Origin of the sequence: Janthinobacterium sp. FW305-129, assembly GCF_020858115.1 — a bacterium.
In the GTDB taxonomy this organism is placed as follows: domain Bacteria; phylum Pseudomonadota; class Gammaproteobacteria; order Burkholderiales; family Burkholderiaceae_D; genus Janthinobacterium.
Genome location: NZ_JACYMM010000003.1, coordinates 138,927 through 155,058, shown reverse-complemented (window position 1 = coordinate 155,058; position 16,132 = coordinate 138,927). Strand labels below are relative to the sequence as shown.

At 64.1% G+C, this 16,132-nt stretch carries 11 protein-coding genes; 6 read left to right on the top strand and 5 right to left on the bottom strand.

The window, feature by feature from the left end; translation table 11 throughout:
• The first annotated feature begins 28 nt into the window (after positions 1-28).
• From IGS61_RS07035 to IGS61_RS07025, 3 genes are all read left to right on the top strand, one after another.
• On the top strand, positions 29-505 hold the full coding sequence (locus tag IGS61_RS07035; RefSeq protein WP_230538935.1) for a hypothetical protein: 477 nt from the start codon (positions 29-31) through the stop codon (positions 503-505).
• A gap of 164 nt (positions 506-669) precedes the next feature.
• On the top strand, positions 670-3,006 hold the full coding sequence (locus tag IGS61_RS07030; protein ID WP_230538934.1) for a M43 family zinc metalloprotease: 2,337 nt from the start codon (positions 670-672) through the stop codon (positions 3,004-3,006).
• A gap of 26 nt (positions 3,007-3,032) precedes the next feature.
• Positions 3,033-3,380, top strand: coding sequence for a hypothetical protein (locus IGS61_RS07025; RefSeq protein WP_230538933.1), 348 nt, complete (start codon positions 3,033-3,035; stop codon positions 3,378-3,380).
• Here the strand turns inward: IGS61_RS07025 and IGS61_RS07020 are convergent.
• From IGS61_RS07020 to IGS61_RS07000, 5 genes are all read right to left on the bottom strand, one after another.
• A complete protein-coding gene (locus IGS61_RS07020; protein WP_035822224.1) occupies positions 3,377-3,565 on the bottom strand; it encodes a helix-turn-helix domain-containing protein in 189 nt (62 codons plus the stop codon). The two genes, IGS61_RS07025 and IGS61_RS07020, sit on opposite strands and share 4 nt — an antisense overlap.
• A gap of 184 nt (positions 3,566-3,749) precedes the next feature.
• Positions 3,750-6,104 (bottom strand): DNA topoisomerase IV subunit A, encoded by a 2,355-nt coding sequence (gene parC / locus IGS61_RS07015; protein WP_230538932.1) that lies wholly within the window; start codon positions 6,102-6,104, stop codon positions 3,750-3,752.
• Between the two features lie 48 nt (positions 6,105-6,152).
• On the bottom strand, positions 6,153-7,958 hold the full coding sequence (locus IGS61_RS07010) for a J domain-containing protein (protein WP_230538931.1): 1,806 nt from the start codon (positions 7,956-7,958) through the stop codon (positions 6,153-6,155).
• A 12-nt stretch (positions 7,959-7,970) separates the two neighbouring features.
• Complete coding sequence (locus tag IGS61_RS07005) at positions 7,971-9,680, bottom strand: molecular chaperone HscC (protein ID WP_329958043.1); 1,710 nt, start codon at positions 9,678-9,680, stop codon at positions 7,971-7,973.
• Complete coding sequence (locus tag IGS61_RS07000; RefSeq protein WP_230538930.1) at positions 9,680-11,677, bottom strand: DNA topoisomerase IV subunit B; 1,998 nt, start codon at positions 11,675-11,677, stop codon at positions 9,680-9,682. Before IGS61_RS07000 ends, IGS61_RS07005 begins: the two co-directional genes overlap by 1 nt.
• A 463-nt stretch (positions 11,678-12,140) precedes the next feature.
• On the opposite strand from IGS61_RS07000, the gene kdpF reads away from it, so the two are divergent.
• The 3 genes from kdpF to kdpB are packed head-to-tail and all read left to right on the top strand — an operon-like array spanning position 12,141 to position 16,123.
• Positions 12,141-12,230, top strand: coding sequence for a K(+)-transporting ATPase subunit F (gene kdpF, locus IGS61_RS06995; RefSeq protein WP_034746483.1), 90 nt, complete (start codon positions 12,141-12,143; stop codon positions 12,228-12,230).
• Positions 12,230-14,035 carry a potassium-transporting ATPase subunit KdpA gene (gene kdpA, locus IGS61_RS06990; protein WP_230538929.1) on the top strand — a complete coding sequence of 602 codons (1,806 nt, stop codon included), beginning with the start codon at positions 12,230-12,232 and terminating at the stop codon, positions 14,033-14,035. Before kdpF ends, kdpA begins: the two co-directional genes overlap by 1 nt.
• 9 nt (positions 14,036-14,044) lie before the next feature.
• The gene (gene kdpB / locus IGS61_RS06985; protein WP_230538928.1) at positions 14,045-16,123 is read left to right on the top strand and encodes a potassium-transporting ATPase subunit KdpB; all 2,079 of its coding nucleotides are present in this window, start codon (positions 14,045-14,047) and stop codon (positions 16,121-16,123) included.
• Positions 16,124-16,132 lie beyond the last annotated feature (9 nt).

Sequence of the window (16,132 nt, the reverse complement as noted above, 5' to 3'; positions counted from 1 at the left end):
AAATTAAACCATATTGAAAGGTCTCATCATGAACAAATTACTCGCCGCCCTGATCGCCACCCTGTTTGCTACCGCCGCCTTCGCTCAAACGGCACCGGCCACGGAAGCTGTCGTGAAAGCCCAGGCCTCCGCGCAAAAAGACGTCAACAAGGCTGCCGCTTCGGAAGCCAAGGTCGATGCCAAGGCTGACGCCAATGTCGCCAAGGCCGAAATGAAGGCTGACGAAAAGAAAGCCGACGCCCAGCACAAGGCGAACAAAACCAAGGCCAAGGCCCATGACAAGGTCGTCCACGCCGATGCGGAAGACAAGCTGAAAGCGGAAGCCAAGGCAGACAAAACCGATGCCAAGGCCGATGCGAAAGCCACCAAGGCTGCCGTGAAAGCGAACGCCAAGGTCGCCAAGGAAAAAGTGGAAGCGAACGCCGACAAAGCCCTCGCCGCCACCAAGACGGAAGAAGCCAAGGCCAAGGCCGACGCTGAAGTCAAGGCCGCCGCCGCCAAGTAATTCCCCGTTTGCGGGCCACGGCCTGCAAATCCCAAAGACAGCTTCGGCTGTCTTTTTTTTTGTCTGCCACTTTTTTTGGGCACCGCTTGCCAGTCTTGATCTGGCACAAATGCTGTTCTTTTCGCCGTGCCATAGTGAATTGGCAAACAGACGAAGGAGACATCATGAGCACCGCTAAAACGAAAAAATCACCGGCCACCGGTTCGGCTGAAGGCGCGCCGGCCATGCAGTCCATGCAATCCATGCCGGTCGAGGGCGACGTGCATGCCGGCACTGATGCGGCCGGCGCCAGCGCCATGCCGGGGCCGCGCCTGGGCATGTCGTACGCGGATCAGGCGTCGCTCACCCAGGGCGCGGCCGCAGTGCATGCCGGCGACATGCCGGGCGGCGCCATGCAGCAGGCATCGCAAGGCATGGCGGGCGCCAGTTGCATGCACGTGGGCGATGGCGGCGGCATGGGGGGCGACCGCGATGGCGATGGCGGGGGCGGTGCAGGCGGCATGGGCGGCGACGGCGGCGGCCAGGGCGGCGGTACGCCGCAGGTGCGCACCTGCGCCACGATGGATGTGCATCGTCGCCTGCTGACGGAAGATCCGTCCTATGCGAACATCCGCGCCGATATTGAAAACCAGGCTGGCATGTACGAGGGGGCCGGCAGCAGCGCCGGACGTTCCGGCGTGACGCAGATACCGGTGGTCGTGCACGTGGTGTGGAATACGGCCGCGCAGAATATTTCGGATGCGCAGATCGCCAGCCAGATCGATGTGCTCAACCGTGACTTCCGCCGCGTCAATCCCGACGTGAACAGCACGCCGGCGCCGTTCCTGCCGCTGACGGCCGATGCGCGCGTGGAGTTCGCGCTGGCCACGATCGATCCGCATGGCGCGGCCACCAGTGGCATCGAGCGGCGCCAGACGACGGTGGCCTCATTTGGCGCCGACGATGCCGTCAAGTCGCAGGCGACGGGTGGCATGGATGCCTGGCCTGCCGACAGCTACCTGAATATCTGGGTGTGCCAGCTCGGCGGCGGCTTGCTCGGCTACGCGCAGTTTCCCGGCGGCCCGGCCGCCACCGACGGCGTGGTGATCCTGCAATCGGCCTTCGGCACGACGGGTACGGCGGCGCCGCCGTTTCACCTGGGGCGCACGGCCACGCACGAAATCGGCCACTGGCTGAATCTGAACCATATCTGGGGCGATGACGGCACCGGCTGCTCGGGCACGGACAACGTGGCCGACACGCCGAATCAGGGCGGGCCGAATACGGGCCAGCCCTCGTTCCCCCACATTTCTTGCAGTAACGGGCCGAATGGCGACATGTTCATGAACTACATGGATTATGTGGACGACCCCGCCATGTTCATGTTCACGGCGGGCCAGGTGGCGCGCATGCAGGCCTGTCTCGATGGTCCGCGCGCCAGCATCGGCACGGGGACGGGCGGCACGGGCGCCACGCCGCGCCAGAGCTCTTCCCCTGTCGTGGCCTGGGGCGCGAACCGCCTCGACGTCTTCGTGCTGGGCACGGACCGCGCGTTGTACCACAAGGCCTGGAACGGCACGGCCTGGGCGCCGTCCGTCACCGGTTACGAGGGGCAGGGCGGCATTTGCACCAGTGCGCCGCAGGTGGTGTCGTGGGGGCCGAACCGGCTTGACGTGTTCGTCACTGGCACCGACAGCGGCTTGTTCCACAAATGGTGGAACGGCACGGCGTGGGGTCCGTCCCTGACGGGCTATGAAGCGATGGGCGGCTTGTGCGTGGGCGACCCGCGCGCCGTGGCCTGGGGCCCGAACCGCCTTGACGTGTTTGTCGTCGGCACGGACCGGGCCCTGTACCATAAGTGGTGGAACGGGGCCGCCTGGGGGCCGTCGCTGACGGGGTACGAATCCATGGGCGGCATCTGCCTGGGCCAGCCGGAAGCTGTGGCGTGGGGACCGAACCGCCTCGATGTCTTCGTCATCGGCACGGACCGGGCCCTGTATCACAAGTGGTGGAACGGCACGGCCTGGGGACCGTCGCTGACGGGCTACGAGCGCCTGGGCGGCATCTGCACCTCGTCGCCGAAGGCGGTGGCGTGGGGACCGAACCGCCTCGACGTTTTTGTGACGGGCACCGATGGCGCGCTGTATCATAAATGGTGGGATGGCGCGAAATGGGGCCCTTCCAACGATGGCTTCGAGCGCCTGGGCGGCATTTGCGTGGGCGAGGTGGAAGCCGTGTCGTGGGCGGCCAACCGGCTCGACCTGTTCGTCATCGGCACGGACAGCGCCCTGTACCACAAGGCGTGGAATGGATCGGCCTGGTCGCCATCAGTGACGGGGTTTGAAAACCTGGGCGGCATCTGCACCTCGCGTCCGCGCGCCACAACATGGGCGCCGAACCGCCTCGACGTGTTTGTCACGGGTACGAATGGGGCTCTGTTCCACAAGGCGTGGAACGGCACGGCCTGGTCACCGTCCGTGAGCGGCTATGAAAGCCTGGGCGGCGTGGTATCGTGTTTCTGACGTCAATATATTAAACGGGAGGCGGCATGCACGGCATGACGATGGCTTTGCCCAGCGGTAGCTGGACGCATTCCTTCGAGGAGGATGCAGACGGTATCGAGGTGTACCGGCCCACGGCCACCTTCGCCTTTCCTCCCAGCCGCAAGGGCCGCAAGGTGCTCGAATTCGGCGCACCCGCCGGCGCCATGGCGCAAGGGGAGGTGACATTGACGTCGATGGCACCCGGTCCCGACGATCGTCCCCGCGCCGGTTTTGTCTCCCTGCTGGTGCCCCTGGGCATGGGCCGCTATGCGCTCAGTGATGCCAGCGGGGCACAGGACGTGATCGACATCGTCGAAGCGACACCCGACGTGCTGCGCCTGGCGCGGCATTAAGGCTGGCCGCGCAGCTTGTGCGCGAGCGCCGTGCGGTTGCCCACGCCCAGTTTCTGGTAAATTGCATGCAACTGGTTGCGCACGGTGGCCGGCGACTTGCCCAGTTCCCTGGCGATGCTTTTGTACGGCAAGCCTTCGGCCGCCATGGCCGCTACCAGCCGTTCCGCGGGCGTCAGGCGCTGCATGGCCGCCTGCCTGAAACGTTGTGTGTCATCCTTGCTCTCCTGTTCGTGGGCGGCATGCCGGTGGCATGCCTGCAGGAGTAACGGGAACGGGGGACGTATTTGTAAAATTGTTTTCTCTGCTGCCAGATGCGATGGGCGAAAAAAAAGACAGGCGAACCTGTCTTTTCGTAGGAATCGATGGCGCTTAGCCGATGGCTACCATGGACACCGGTTTCAGCTTGGCCGCCAGCGCCTTGCCCTTCTTGGCGCGCTTGCCGAAGTGCTCGGCCAGGGCCGTGGCACCGAGCGACGCATCCTGCGGTTTCGACGCGCGGCCGATGCCCGAGACCACCAGGCCGCGCTGGGTGATCGGCTGCACGGCCAGCAGCTTGTCTTTGGCATCGAGGTCGATCAGCTTGACGCCGGTGCCGCCCTTGGACAGTGTTTTCATTTCATCGAGGCCGAACACCAGCAGGCGAGCGCCTTCCGTCAAACAGGCCAGGGCGCTGGCCGCCTCGGGGATGACTTTCGGCGCCAAAGGCACGTCGCCATCGTCCAGGGTGATGAAGGCCTTGCCGCCTTTCAAGCGGCTCGTCATGTCGCCCGCCTTGGCAATGAAACCGTAGCCGGCGCTCGACGCCAGCAGCAAATTGGTGGCGCCATTGCCCGCGAAGTAGTGCAGGATGCGCACGGCGTTGCCCGGCGTACCGCCGCTCAGGTCGCACAAGGTCGTGATTGGCACGCCGTCGCCGCGCGCGTTGGGCAGCGCCGAGACGGGCACCGAGTAGATCTTGCCGTTGTTGCCAAAGCCCAGCAGGGTGTCGACCGTGCGGCACTCGAAGGCGCCATGCAGGGAGTCGCCCGCCTTGAACGTGAACTGCGCCGCATCGTGGCCGATGCCGGTGCGCGCGCGCACCCAGCCTTTCTCCGAGATGATGACGGTGACCGGTTCATCGACCACTTTTTGTTCCGCCACGGCTTTTTGCGCTTCCTCGATCAGGGTCCGGCGCGCATCGCCAAACTGCTTGGCATCCGCTTCGATTTCGCGGATGATGGCGCGCTTCATCGAACCCGGGTTGTCGAGCAGGTCTTGCAGCGACTTTTCTTCCTTGCGCAGCTCGGCCAGTTCCTGCTGGATCTTGATCGTTTCCAGGCGCGCCAGCTGGCGCAAGCGGATTTCCAGGATATCGTCGGCCTGGCGTTCGGACAGCTTGAACGCCTCGATCAGGGCCGCCTTCGGTTCATCCGAATTGCGGATGATCTGGATCACCTTGTCGATATTGAGCAGGATCGCCTCGCGTCCTTCCAGGATATGGATGCGGTCCTTGACCTTGCCCAGTTTGTAGCCGGTGCGGCGCGTGACGGTCTCGAAGCGGAAATCGATCCACTCGCGCAGGATGTCGCCCAGCCCTTTCTGGCGCGGGCGGCCGTCGCCGCCGATCATCACCAGATTGATCGACGTCGACGATTCCAGCGAGGTGTGCGCCAGCAGCATCAGCATGAATTCCGTCTGGTCCTGGTTCTTCGACTTCGGTTCGAAAACGAGGCGCACGGGCGCAGCGCGGCCCGATTCGTCGCGAATGGTGTCGAGCGAATTGAGGATCAGCGCCTTCAGGGCCACCTGGTCCGGCGACAGTGCCTTCTTGCCCAGCTTGATCTTTGGATTCGTCAGTTCCTCGATTTCTTCCAGCACCTTTTGCGACGAGGTACCCGGCGGCAGTTCCGTCACGACGGCTTGCCACTGGCCGCGCGCCAGTTCTTCGATCTTCCAGCGCGCGCGCACTTTCATGCTGCCGCGGCCGCTCGCGTACATGTCCTGAATTTGCGATGGCGGCGTGATGATCTGGCCGCCGCCGGGGAAGTCCGGGCCGGGAATGATGGCCATCAGTTCGGCGTGCGTCATCTTCGGATCGCGGATCATGGCCACCGCTGCCTTGGCCACTTCAGCCAGGTTGTGCGACGGGATTTCCGTCGCCAGGCCCACGGCGATGCCGGAGGCGCCGTTCAGCAGTACCATCGGCAGGCGCGCCGGCAGCAGCTTCGGCTCTTCCGTCGAGCCGTCGTAGTTGGGCTGGAAATCGACCGTGCCCATGCCGATTTCATCCATCAGCAGCTTGGCGATCGGCGTCAGGCGCGCTTCCGTGTAACGCATGGCCGCCGCGCCGTCGCCATCGCGCGAGCCGAAGTTGCCCTGGCCATCGATCAGCGGGTAGCGCAGCGAGAAATCCTGCGCCATGCGGACCAACGCGTCATACACGGACTGGTCGCCGTGCGGATGCAATTTGCCCAGTACGTCGCCGACCACGGCCGCCGATTTGCGCGGCTTCGCCGTGGAATTCAAGCCCAGCTCATTCATCGCATACAGGATGCGGCGCTGCACGGGCTTCTGGCCGTCGCATACGTCGGGCAGGGCGCGGCCCTTGACGACGGAGATGGCGTAATCGAGATAGGCGCGCTCGGCAAAGGTGGACAGGGTCAGCGCTTCGCCGTCGAATACCGGTTCATCCGGCTCGATCGGCTCAGGCTGGGCATCGTCAAATAAATTGGTTTGTGTGGACATGGCGCTTGTTTCGGTGTTAAGTGGTTGCGGTTGAATTCATGGGGGCGATTATGACAGCCCGGATTTGGAGAAGGATTTGCCGTAGGTCTTGTAGATGTAGCACATGGTGAAATACAGCACGGCCAGGGCCAGCTCCACGCTGTTGTGCATCATTTGCATGGCGCGGATGGCCGGGGCGTGGCCGGCCAGCACGACGCTGGCGAGGGACGGCACCAGCACCACTGGCCAGATCGTCTTCCATTTGAAATCGGTGGGGGAAAACAGCAGGCCGGCACACGACCAGGCATACAGCGCGGCGCCCACGAGGACGGCCGGCAACTGCTGCACGTACAGCAAGGACAGCAGGCCCGTGCAGCCGATCAGCCATGCCGCGCGCAGGCGGGGCAAGAGCGCCTCCGGCCAGCCGCAATCGCCATACAGGCCGGTGGCGCTGCGCAGGGCCAGCGCCGCCAGGCAAAACATCAATGGCATGGCTTCGCCGATGGCCAGCGCCGACTGGCCCTTGCCGCTCATGAACATGGCGGCGAACAGCGACAAGCCCAGGACCAGGAGCAGCAGCATGCCATGCAGCAGCTGGCGGTTCATCGCATACGCGAGCAGGGCCGACGCGCACAGGCCGCCCGCGGTGACGAGGCGCATGGTGTCGCTGCGTTCGGGCAGGAACAGCATCAGCGCCAGTACGAGGTAGGGCACTATCCAGCCCAGTTGCCGCAAGCCGGGCCGCTGCCACAGCACGGGCAGGCGCTCCTGCAGCGCTTCCTGCAGCGAGTCCAGCCGCGCGAACAGGGGCGCCGGCCAGCGCAAGGCATGCATGGCCAGCACGGCAAAGGCCAGCGCCTGGAAGCCGAGCAGGCTGGCATAGGCGGCCGTGTCGCCGAGTTTGAAGCCGGCCGCATCGAGCACGCCCGCGAGCATGAAGTGCAGCACGAAGCCCAGGCCGCCCGACGCGAGCGCCGTCTGCTTGAAGTAGCGTTTGCCATGGACGGCGTGTTCCCACTGCTCGAACAGGTCCGTATCGAGCTTGTAGGCCAGCATCTCGCCGTGCTGCCAGCGTATCGCGTGCAGCAGCTCGCGCAGCTGCAGCGTGAATTTTTCATCGAACAGCTGGCGCGCGTAGGCGCTTGGCGGCTGCTGCGACATGATGCAGTCCAGGCCCGGGTAGCTGTCGCGGTTGTCGCTGAAATGGGCGAACGAGCGGTCGGCCCGGTAGCGCTGGACGGCGCTGCGCACCAGGTCCGCATGGCTGCGCGCCAGGTAGGAAAAGTCGTGCTCCCAGTCCAGTTGCTGGAACAGGGCCTGACGCAGCGCCAGGTCATAGTCGGCGCTGGCGCAGTAGCGCAGCGCGCACAGCTCGAATTCTTCGCGCACGTCGAGGTTCAGCATGGCATCGTCCTGCAGCATGCGGGCCAGCGCGTCGCCCGCATCCGCCTGCCGCATCCATGCCAGGCAGCCTTGCCACAGGTACTCCGCTTCCTGCGCCGGATCGACGGCGATCACACCCCATTGTTCCGGCTGCGGTGCCGGTTCCTGGGCAATGATGCCCCATAATTCTGTGGGTGCTTGCTGCGCCGCGTCGTCAATGACGCCCCACAGGTCGGCAGGTTCCAGGGGCGGTGCTTCTGGCACTTCCGCCGCCTCGGCACCGGCCGATTCCGCTTCCGGCAGTTCCTCGGCAAACAGGTGCGCATGGCGCAGCGCGTATTCATACGCTTCGCGCAGCTCCTGGAAGGCGGCAGGATCGTCTTCGGGCCGCGTCACCTTCAGGCGCTTCGCATACGCGCGCTTGAGGGCGCGCTCGTCGCCGGTCGGCTCCGTGCCCAGGATCTCCCACAGGCCGCGCTGGCCGTTGTGCATGCCGCCGTCCATTTACAGGAAGCTCTCGCTCTCGACCTGGCGCAGCACCTCGTCGAGCGCCTGGCGCGCCTTGCGGATGGTGGCCGGGTCCTGCGTTTCCAGCGCGGCCTGGAAATTGGCCGTGTGCGCCGCCAGGTACTGGCGCACGTCGCCCAGCGACTGTTCGTACAGGCGGTCGGCGCGCGTGACGAGGGTGCGGTTTTCCATCTGCTCGCGCGGGTGGATCTTCAGGTCGGCCAGTTCCGCAAAGCGCTGCTCGATCTGTTCCGGCGTCATCACGCCCGCGTTGTCGCTGATGATCATCTTGTGGCGTTCCTGCGTGGCCAGCACCGTCACTTCCGCTTCCAGCACGCCGCTGACGTCGTAGGTGAAGCGCACGTCGATGCCGATCTCGCCCGCCTTTTTCGCGGGGATCGGGAAGCTGATCTTGCCCAGGAAGACGTTGTCGGCCACCAGGCGCGACTCGCCCTGGAAGATCGCCACGTTGATTTCCTTCTGGTTGTCGTGGATGGTGGTGATGTTTTCCGTGCGCGAGACGGGCACCACGGAGTTGCGCTCGATGATGGGCAGGTAATGGCCGCCCTCATACTGGTTCGCGCCGACCTGGCGCGAAATCGAAATGCCCAGCGAATACGGCGCCACGTCCGTCATGACCACTTCGTCGAGGGCCGCGTCGCGCATCTTCAGGCCCGCCTGCACGGCGGCGCCCAGCGCCACGGCTTCGTCCGGGTCCAGGTGGATGGCGGGGAAGCGGCCGAACATGCGCGAGACGAGTTTACGCACCAGCGGCATGCGCGTGGCGCCGCCGGCCAGCACCACTTCATTCAATTCCGCCGCGCGGATGGTGGCGTCGCGCAGCGCCCGTTCCACGGGCAGGCGCAGGCGTGCCAGCAGCGGCTCGCACAATTGCGCCAGCTTGTCTTCGCCGATCTCCCAGCTATATTCCTTGTCCTGGTAGCGCGTGGCCATGCGCACGGACGGCTGGTCCGACAGCAATCGCTTGACGCGCTCGGCTTCGTCGCGCAGCAGCTGCTGCTGGCGCGGGTCGAGCAGGCGGCTGCCGACGGCGTCGCGCAGGCCGCTGCCTTCCATGAAAGCGTCGACCAGCACGGTGACGAAGTCTTCGCCGCCCAAAAAATTGTCGCCGGCCGAGGCGCGCACTTCCATCACGCCTTCGAACAGTTCCAGGATCGACACGTCGAACGTGCCGCCGCCCAGGTCGAAGACGAGGAATTTGCTTTCCTGTTCCTTGTCGCGGATGCCGTAGGCCAGCGCGGCGGCCGTCGGTTCGTTGAGCAGGCGCTCCACGCGCAAGCCCGCCAGCTGGCCGGCGATGCGCGTGGCCTTGCGCTGCGCATCGCTGAAATACGCGGGCACGGTGATGATGGCTTCCTCGACCTGGTGGCCGAGGAAAGCTTCGGCATCTTCCTTCAGCGCGCGCAGCACCATCGACGACAGTTCTTCCGGGCGGAATTGCTGCGTGCCGAGGGTGATCTTCTTTTCGCTGCCCATGTAGCGCTTGAAGACGGCCGCCGTCAGCTGCGGGTGCGTCTGCAGGCGCTCGCGCGCGGCGCGGCCCACCAGCACGGTGCCGTCGTCGTCGATGCTCACGCACGACGGCGTCAGGTGTTCACCGAGCGCATTCGGGATGATGGAAGCCTTGCCGTCGCGCCAGATGGCGACCAGGCTGTTGGTGGTGCCCAGGTCGATGCCGATGATCATCAGATATCTGCCTCCGCCTCATTGCCGTGTTCCTCGATCCAGGCGCGGCGTCCGGCCGCTTCGCCCTTGCCCATCAACATATTGAAGCGGGAAGCCGAGGCCATGTGGTCGATTTCACCGAGGGTCACGGGCAGCAAACGGCGCGTGTCTGGGTTCATCGTCGTTTCCCACAGCTGCTCGGCGTTCATCTCGCCCAGGCCCTTGAAGCGCGAGATCGACCAGGCACCCTGTTTCACGCCTTCCTTGCGCAGCTTGTCCTCGATGGCCAGCAGTTCGCCGTCGTCGAGCGCATAGATTTTCTGCATCGGCTTCTTGCCGCGCGCCGGTGCATCCACGCGGTACAAAGGCGGACGGGCGATGCAGATATGGCCCTTGTTGATCAGGACGGGGAAATGCTTGAAAAAGAGCGTCAGCAGCAGTACCTGGATGTGCGAGCCGTCCACGTCCGCATCCGACAGGATGCAGATCTTGCCGTAGCGCAGGCCCGACAGGTCGGGTGAGTCGCCCACGCTGTGCGGATCGACGCCGATGGCCACCGCGATGTCGTGGATCTCGTTATTGGCGAACAGGCGGTCGCGGTCCGTTTCCCACGAGTTCAACACCTTGCCGCGCAGGGGCAGGATCGCCTGGAATTCCTTGTCGCGGCCCATCTTGGCCGAACCGCCCGCCGAGTCGCCCTCGACGAGGAACAGTTCATTGCGCGTGATGTCCGACGATTCGCAGTCGGTCAGCTTGCCCGGCAACACGGCCACGCCCGAGGATTTTTTCTTTTCCACTTTTTGCAGCGAGCGCTGGCGCGACTGCGCCTGCTTGATCACGAGCTCGGCCAGCTTCTTGCCATAATCGACGTGCTGGTTCAGCCACAGTTCCAGCGGCGGCTTGGTGAAGGTCGAGACGAGGCGCACGGCATCGCGCGAATTGAGGCGTTCCTTGATCTGGCCCTGGAATTGCGGGTCCAGCACCTTCGCCGACAGCACGAACGAGGCGCGCGCGAACACGTCTTCGGGCAGAAGTTTCACGCCTTTGGGCAGCAGCGAGTGCATTTCGACGAAGTTTTTCACGGCGCCGAACAGGCCGTCGCGCAAGCCCGATTCGTGCGTGCCGCCATTCGAGGTGGGGATCAGGTTGACGTACGATTCGCGCACGATGGCGCCTTCTTCCGTCCACGCCACGACCCAGGCCGCGCCTTCGCCTTCGGCAAAGCCTTCCGAGTCCGGGCCAGCGTATTGCGCGCCTTCGAACAGGGGAATCAGGGTTTCGCCATTCGATACCTGCGCCAGCGTTTCGGTCAGGTAGCCGCGCAAGCCCTCGGCGTACTGCCAGGTCTGCGTATCGCCCGTCTTCGCGTTGGTGAGCGTGACGGTGACGCCCGGCAGCAGCACGGCTTTCGAGCGCAGCAGGCGTTGCAGCTCCGTTTGCGAGATGTTGGGAGAATCAAAGTATTTTGCATCGGGCCAGGCCGTGACGCGCGTGCCGGATTTTTTCCCGTCGCGGGGGGCGGGGCGGGAACTCAGGGGCTCGATCACGTCGCCGTTGGCAAACACCATGTGGTGCAAGCCGTTGCCGTCGCTTTCCTTGCGCCAGACGGTGATTTCCAGGCGCGTCGACAGCGCATTCGTGACGGATACGCCGACGCCGTGCAAGCCGCCCGAGAACGCGTAGGCGCCGCCCGAACCCTTGTCGAACTTGCCGCCCGCGTGCAGCCGTGTAAACACGATTTCCACCGTCGGCACGCCTTCTTCCGGGTGCAGGCCGACGGGAATGCCGCGGCCATTGTCTTCGACGGTGATGCTGCCATCCGTGTTTTGCGTTACGGCGATATGCGTGCAATGACCGCCCAGCGCCTCGTCGGAGGCATTGTCGATCACTTCCTGAATGATGTGCAGCGGATTTTCAGTGCGGGTGTACATCCCCGGGCGCTGCTTGACGGGTTCCAGTCCTTTCAGGACACGGATGGATGATTCGCTGTAGTCGGATGCTGGTTTTTTAGTGGCCATACGTGTTCAAGCTAAGTAAAGACAGTGGTTGGAACGCCAGGCCAGGGCACTGCGGGGCGCAATGACAGCGGCGGCGATAACTGTATGAATATACAGTATATCCCGTCCAGCGTCACTGGGGGAGGGCAGTGCGGCAGGTTTGGCGTCCTTGTGCGGACGCTCGCGCATTCTATCTTGTCCGGCGAGCAATAGCGCTACTCCAAGGCAACAACAGTGCGCCGCGCGCGTGGTTTTGCGCCAATTGTGATGGATTTTATGCGGTAAAGCCGCCATTTTTACATCTTGTTTACAGCTGCCTTCCCAGTCTTTACGAATTTTTTAGACCCTTTTGGCTAATCTGCTCACTATCAAAACAAACCTGAATGAGGGTGGGAATGGATCTCGTGTATCTCGGCTTGATTGCCGTGTTTTTCGTCGTGGCGGCCGGCTTTGCCGTCGCCTGCGACAAATTAGGGAGCGTCAAATGAACGCGTTTTATGTGCTGGGCGCCGTCGTCTCGGCCGGCCTGCTCGTGTATTTGCTGGTGGCGCTGCTGAAGGCGGAGGAACTGTGATGACGACGCAATCGATACTGTTATTGGTGGCCTTCCTGGCCGTGCTGCTGGCCGCCGGCTATCCGCTGGGCCTGTACATGGCCAGGGTGGCCGGCGATGGCCCCGTGCGCGGCCTGGGCTGGCTGCAAAAGCTGGAAAATCTGCTGTACCGCTGGTCCGGCCTGCCCGCCGACAAGGCCATGGGCTGGAAAAGCTATGCCATCGCCCTGATCGTCTTCAATACCGTGGGCGCCGTCTTCGTGTACGGCCTGCAGCGCCTGCAGGGCTTCCTGCCCCTGAATCCCCAGGGCCTGGGCGCCGTCAGCCCCGACTCCTCGTTCAATACCACCGTCAGCTTCGTCGCCAACACCAACTGGCAGGGCTACGGCGGCGAACAGACCATGAGCTACTTGACGCAGATGCTGGGCATGGCCTGCCAGAATTTCTTCTCGGCGGCCACCGGCATCGCCGTGATCTTCGCGCTGGTGCGCGGCTTCGCCTCGCGCTCGGGCAAATCGATCGGCAATTTCTGGGTCGACCTGGTGCGTTCGACCCTGTATATCCTGCTGCCGCTGTCCCTGGCCCTGTCCGTCGTCTTCATGGGCGAAGGCATGATCCAGAATTTTTCCGCCTACAAGGAAGTGACTCTGCTCGACCACGTGGCGTATGAAACGCCGAAAGTGACAGCCGATGGCCAGCCAGTGCTGGATACGGCCGGTCAACCCGTGATGGAAGCGCAAGTGGCGGCGACGCAGACGATCGCCATGGGCCCCGTCGCGTCGCAGGAATCGATCAAGCTGCTGGGCACGAACGGCGGCGGCTTTTTCAATGCCAATTCTTCGCATCCGTATGAAAACCCCACCGTGCTGTCGAACTTCCTGCAGATGCTGGCCATCTTCATCATTCCCGCCGGCCTGTGCTTCACATTCGGCCGCATGGTGGGCGACCTGCGCCAGGGCTGGGCGGTGCTGGCCGCGATGAGCCTGATCTTCGTCGTCATGACGGCCGGCGTGATGAGCGCCGAGCAGCAAGCCAATCCCGCCTTGCAAGGCCTGGGCGTTGACCAGCAGGCAAGCAGCCTGCAATCGGGCGGCAATATGGAGGGCAAGGAAACGCGCTTCGGCATCAGCTCCTCGACCCTGTTCGCGGCGGTGACGACGGCCGCATCGTGCGGTGCCGTCAATTCCATGCATGACTCCTACATGCCCCTGGGCGGCATGGTGCCGATGCTGCTGATGCAGTTCGGCGAAGTGGTGTTCGGCGGCGTGGGCACGGGCCTGTACGGCATGCTGATGTTCGCCATCCTGGCCGTCTTCATCGCCGGCCTGATGATCGGCCGCACGCCTGAATACCTGGGCAAGAAAATCCAGGCCTATGAAATGAAGATGGTGTCGCTGGCCATCCTGATTACGCCAGCCCTGGTATTGACGGGCACGGCGATCGCCGTGATGGTCGGACCGGGCAAGATCGGCGTGGCCAATCCGGGCGCGCACGGCTTCTCCGAGATCCTGTATGCCTTCACGTCGGCGGCCAACAACAACGGCAGCGCGTTTGCCGGCCTGTCCGCCAACACGCCGTTCTACAACGTGATGCTGGCGATTGCCATGTGGTTCGGCCGCTTCGGCGTGATCGTGCCCGTGCTGGCGGTGGCCGGTTCGCTGGCGGCCAAGCAGCGCCTGTCGGCCAATGCCGGCACCATGCCCACGCACGGCCCCATGTTCATCGGCCTGCTGATCGGCGTCGTCGTGCTGGTTGGTGTATTGAATTACGTTCCCGCGCTGGCCCTGGGCCCGATCGTCGAACACCTGCAACTTTTCATCAAATAAGAGGCTACCATGTCACGCACAAGCCTGACTTTGTTCGATTCCGCACTGATTGGCCCCGCCATCGTTGATGCGTTCAAAAAACTCGACCCCCGCACGCAGTGGCGCAGCCCCGTGATGTTCGTCGTCTATGTGGGCAGCATCATCACGACCCTGCTGGCCATCCAGGCCCTGAATGGCCAGGGTGAAGCGCCGTTCGGCTTCATCGTCGCCGTCGCCGTGTGGCTGTGGTTTACCGTGCTGTTCGCGAACTTCGCCGAAGCGCTGGCCGAAGGCCGCAGCAAGGCCCAGGCGGCCTCGCTGCGCGCCCTCAAGCAGACGGTGATGGCAAAGAAAATGCAAACGCCGAAATACGGCACGTCCTGGCTGCCTACGCCGGCCACCGACCTGCGCAAGGGCATGACGGTGCTGGTCGAGGCGGGCGACGTGATTCCCGCCGACGGCGAAGTGACGGCCGGCGTGGCCTCCGTCGACGAAAGCGCCATCACGGGCGAATCGGCACCCGTGATCCGCGAATCGGGCGGCGACTTTTCCGCCGTCACGGGCGGCACCCGCGTGCTGTCCGACTGGCTGCTGGTGCGCGTTTCCGTCAACCCGGGCGAAGCGTTCATCGACCGCATGATCGCCATGGTCGAAGGCGCCAAGCGCCAGAAGACGCCGAACGAGATCGCCCTGACGATTTTATTGGTGGCCCTGTCGATCGTGTTCCTGATCGTCACCGTGACCTTGCTGCCGTACTCGTTGTTTTCCGTGGCGGCGGCCGGCAGCGGCACTCCCGTCAGCATCACGGTATTGATCGCGCTGCTCGTGTGCCTGATCCCGACCACCATCGGCGGTTTGCTGTCCGCCATCGGCGTGGCCGGCATGAGCCGCATGATGCAGGCCAATGTGATCGCCACGTCGGGGCGCGCCGTGGAAGCGGCCGGCGACGTGGACGTGCTGCTGCTCGACAAGACGGGCACCATCACCCTGGGCAACCGCCAGGCATCGAGCTTCGTGCCGGCGCCCGGCGTGACGGAGCAGCAGCTGGCCGATGCGGCGCAGCTGGCCTCCCTGGCCGATGAAACGCCGGAAGGGCGCAGCATCGTCGTGCTGGCCAAGCAGAAGTTCAATATCCGCGAACGCGAAATGGCCAGCCTGCACGCCACCTTCGTGCCCTTCACGGCGCAAACGCGCATGAGCGGCGTGGATATCCCTGGCGAGCAGCAGGTGCGCCAGCTGCGCAAGGGCGCGGCCGACTCCATGAAAAAGTATGTGGAAGCGCTGGGCCAGCCGTATCCGGCCGAGGTGGCACGCGCCGTCGACGACATCGCCCGCCGCGGCAGTACGCCGCTGGTGGTGGTCGATGATGGCCGCGTCATGGGTGTCGTGGAACTGAAGGATATCGTCAAGGGCGGCATCAAGGAACGCTTCGCGGAATTGCGCCGCATGGGCATCAAGACCGTCATGATCACGGGCGACAACAAGCTGACGGCGGCGGCGATTGCCGCCGAAGCGGGCGTGGACGATTTTCTTGCCGAAGCGACGCCGGAAGACAAGCTCAAGCTGATTCGCAGCTACCAGTCCGAAGGCCGCCTGGTGGCGATGACGGGCGACGGCACCAACGATGCGCCTGCGCTGGCCCAGGCCGACGTGGCCGTGGCCATGAACTCGGGCACGCAGGCGGCAAAGGAGGCGGGCAATATGGTCGACCTGGATTCGAACCCGACCAAGCTGCTGGAAATCGTCGAAATCGGCAAGCAGATGCTGATGACGCGCGGCTCGCTGACGACGTTCTCGATTTCGAACGACATCGCCAAGTACTTCGCCATCATCCCGGCGGCGTTCGTGGGCACCTATCCGCAACTGAAGGCGCTCGACATCATGCACCTGGCCAGCCCCGCCTCGGCCATCATGTCGGCCGTGATCTTCAATGCCTTGATCATCGTCGTGCTGATTCCGCTGGCGCTGAAAGGCGTGCAATACCGGGCCATCGGCGCGGCCAGCCTGTTGCGCCGCAATCTGCTGATCTACGGCCTGGGCGGGATTATTTTGCCCTTCATCGGGATCAAGCTGATCGACATGCTGCTGTCCGCCCTCAATTTAGTTTAAAGGAACCAT

Coding starts and splice junctions, on each gene's coding strand:
- IGS61_RS07035 (WP_230538935.1), top strand. CDS start 29: ATGAACAAATTACTCGCCGCCCTGATCGCCACCCTGTTTGCTACCGCC.
- IGS61_RS07030 (WP_230538934.1), top strand. CDS start 670: ATGAGCACCGCTAAAACGAAAAAATCACCGGCCACCGGTTCGGCTGAA.
- IGS61_RS07025 (WP_230538933.1), top strand. CDS start 3,033: ATGCACGGCATGACGATGGCTTTGCCCAGCGGTAGCTGGACGCATTCC.
- IGS61_RS07020 (WP_035822224.1), bottom strand. CDS start 3,565: ATGCAGCGCCTGACGCCCGCGGAACGGCTGGTAGCGGCCATGGCGGCC.
- parC (WP_230538932.1), bottom strand. CDS start 6,104: ATGTCCACACAAACCAATTTATTTGACGATGCCCAGCCTGAGCCGATC.
- IGS61_RS07010 (WP_230538931.1), bottom strand. CDS start 7,958: ATGCACAACGGCCAGCGCGGCCTGTGGGAGATCCTGGGCACGGAGCCG.
- IGS61_RS07005 (WP_329958043.1), bottom strand. CDS start 9,680: ATGATCATCGGCATCGACCTGGGCACCACCAACAGCCTGGTCGCCATC.
- IGS61_RS07000 (WP_230538930.1), bottom strand. CDS start 11,677: ATGGCCACTAAAAAACCAGCATCCGACTACAGCGAATCATCCATCCGT.
- kdpF (WP_034746483.1), top strand. CDS start 12,141: ATGAACGCGTTTTATGTGCTGGGCGCCGTCGTCTCGGCCGGCCTGCTC.
- kdpA (WP_230538929.1), top strand. CDS start 12,230: ATGACGACGCAATCGATACTGTTATTGGTGGCCTTCCTGGCCGTGCTG.
- kdpB (WP_230538928.1), top strand. CDS start 14,045: ATGTCACGCACAAGCCTGACTTTGTTCGATTCCGCACTGATTGGCCCC.